Origin of the sequence: Brevundimonas sp. (assembly GCF_030656255.1) — a bacterium.
In the GTDB taxonomy this organism is placed as follows: domain Bacteria; phylum Pseudomonadota; class Alphaproteobacteria; order Caulobacterales; family Caulobacteraceae; genus Brevundimonas.
Window position 1 is genome coordinate 1 of record NZ_JAUSOE010000017.1, and the last position, 1,924, is coordinate 1,924.

2 protein-coding genes are annotated in these 1,924 nt (G+C 66.8%); one reads left to right on the forward strand and one right to left on the reverse strand.

Annotation, left to right across the window (positions count from 1 at the left end; all coding sequences use genetic code 11):
- On the forward strand, nucleotides 1–819 hold an 819-nt coding region (gene gltA, locus Q7J26_RS01325; RefSeq protein ID WP_304934715.1), incomplete at its 5' end, for a citrate synthase.
- Nucleotides 820–900: 81 nt separating this feature from the next.
- Here the strand turns inward: gltA and Q7J26_RS01330 are convergent.
- A partial coding sequence (locus Q7J26_RS01330) for a lipid-A-disaccharide synthase (RefSeq protein WP_304934716.1) occupies nucleotides 901–1,924 on the reverse strand: 1,024 nt, incomplete at its 5' end.

Here is a 1,924-nt window from a genome sequence, read left to right on the forward strand (position 1 = left end):
CAGCGCGACATCTCGGCCATCCGCCTGATCGCCAAGATGCCGACCATCGCGGCCCGCGCTTATAAATACCACGTCGGCCAGCCGTTCGTGTCGCCGCGCAACGACCTGTCCTATGCCGAGAACTTCCTGCGCATGTGCTTCGCCGTGCCGGCCGAGGACTATCATGTCGATCCGGCCCTGGTTCGCGCCATGGACCGCATCTTCACCCTGCACGCCGACCACGAGCAGAACGCCTCGACCTCGACCGTCCGCCTGGCCGGTTCGTCGGGCGCCAATCCGTTCGCCTGTATCGCCGCCGGCATCGCCTGCCTGTGGGGCCCGTCGCACGGCGGCGCCAATGAAGAGGCGCTGACCATGCTCAAGCAGATCGGCACCCCGGAAAACATCCCGGAGTTCATCCAGGGCGTGAAGGACCGCAAGTACAAGCTGATGGGCTTCGGTCACCGCGTGTACAAGAACTACGATCCGCGCGCCAAGGTCATGCAACAGTCGGCCTACGAAGTCCTGGCCGCCACGGGCCGCGAGAACGACCCGCTGTTCCTGGTCGCCAAGGAGCTGGAAAAGGTCGCCCTGAACGACGAATATTTCACCTCACGCAAGCTGTTCCCGAACGTCGACTTCTATTCGGGCATCACCCTGTCGGCGATGGGCTTCCCCACCACCATGTTCACCGTCCTGTTCGCCCTGGCCCGCACCGTGGGCTGGATCGCCCAGTGGCAGGAGATGATGGCGGATCCGTCGCAGAAGATCGGCCGCCCGCGTCAGCTCTACACGGGCCCGACCCAGCGCGACTATGTGCCGATCGACCAGCGCGGCTGATCGACGGCGCCAAGCCTGAAATGCAAAAACGCCGGGGAGACATCCCCGGCGTTTTTCTTTGTCTGCCTGCGCCCCGTCCGATCAAGCGATGGATCGGCTCTCGATCACCTTCAACACCGCTTCGGCCGCCAGTTCCGACGGGTCCGGCCCACCCCGCCCCATCAGATCCAGCGCCGCCGTCTGACGCCGCGCCTGATCCAGCGCCCGGGCCGGATCGTTCAACAGTTCCGCAATCGCCGGGGTCAGGATTTCGGGCGTCGCCTCGTTCTGGATGAACTCCGGCGCAATCCGGTCGTCGGCGGCGACATTGAACAGGGTGATGTGTTTGGCCGTCACAAACCGCTTCATCAGCAGATAGCTGAGCCCGTCGATCTTGTAGGCGATGACCATCGGCACGCCGGCCAGGGCTAGTTCGGTCGAGACCGTGCCGCTGGTGGCCAGGGCGGCGGTGGCCGCGCGCATGGCGTCGTATTTCTCGGCCTCCTCGACCAGATGGACGCGGAAGGGCCAGGCGGCGATCCGGCCGGCCACGTCCCGAGCTACGGTTCCGGCCGCGACCACGGCGATCTCCAGCGCCGGATCCGCCGCCTTCAACCGACGGATCGTCGCCTCATAGACGGGCGTCATCCGCGTGATCTCGCTGGGCCGGCTGCCCGGTAGAACCAGCAACAGCCGGGCATCCGCCCCTATGCCGCGCCGGGCCCGGAAGGCCGCGCCGTCGGCGCTCTCCATGTCCACATGCAGGGCCGAAGAGCCCACGACGGTCGTCGGCAGGCCCTCGCGCTCGAACCAGGGCGCGTCGAAGCCATACAGCGCCAGCAGGTGATCCACGGCCCCGGCCAGGGTCTTGGCCCGGCTCGGGCGAGAGGCCCAGACCTGCGGCCCGACATATTTGATCAGGGGCACGTCCGGTCGTGCCGCACGAATCGCCTTGGCGACCCGGATGGTGAACCCCCAACTGTCGATCAGGACCACGGCGTCAGGCTGTTCGCGCGCGGCCTGGGCTGCGGTCTCATCGACCCGCCGCTTGACCATGGCGTAGGCGCGCAGCCCCTCGACCCAGCCCAGGATCGACAGTTCGGCGATGTCGAAGGGGCTGACCACC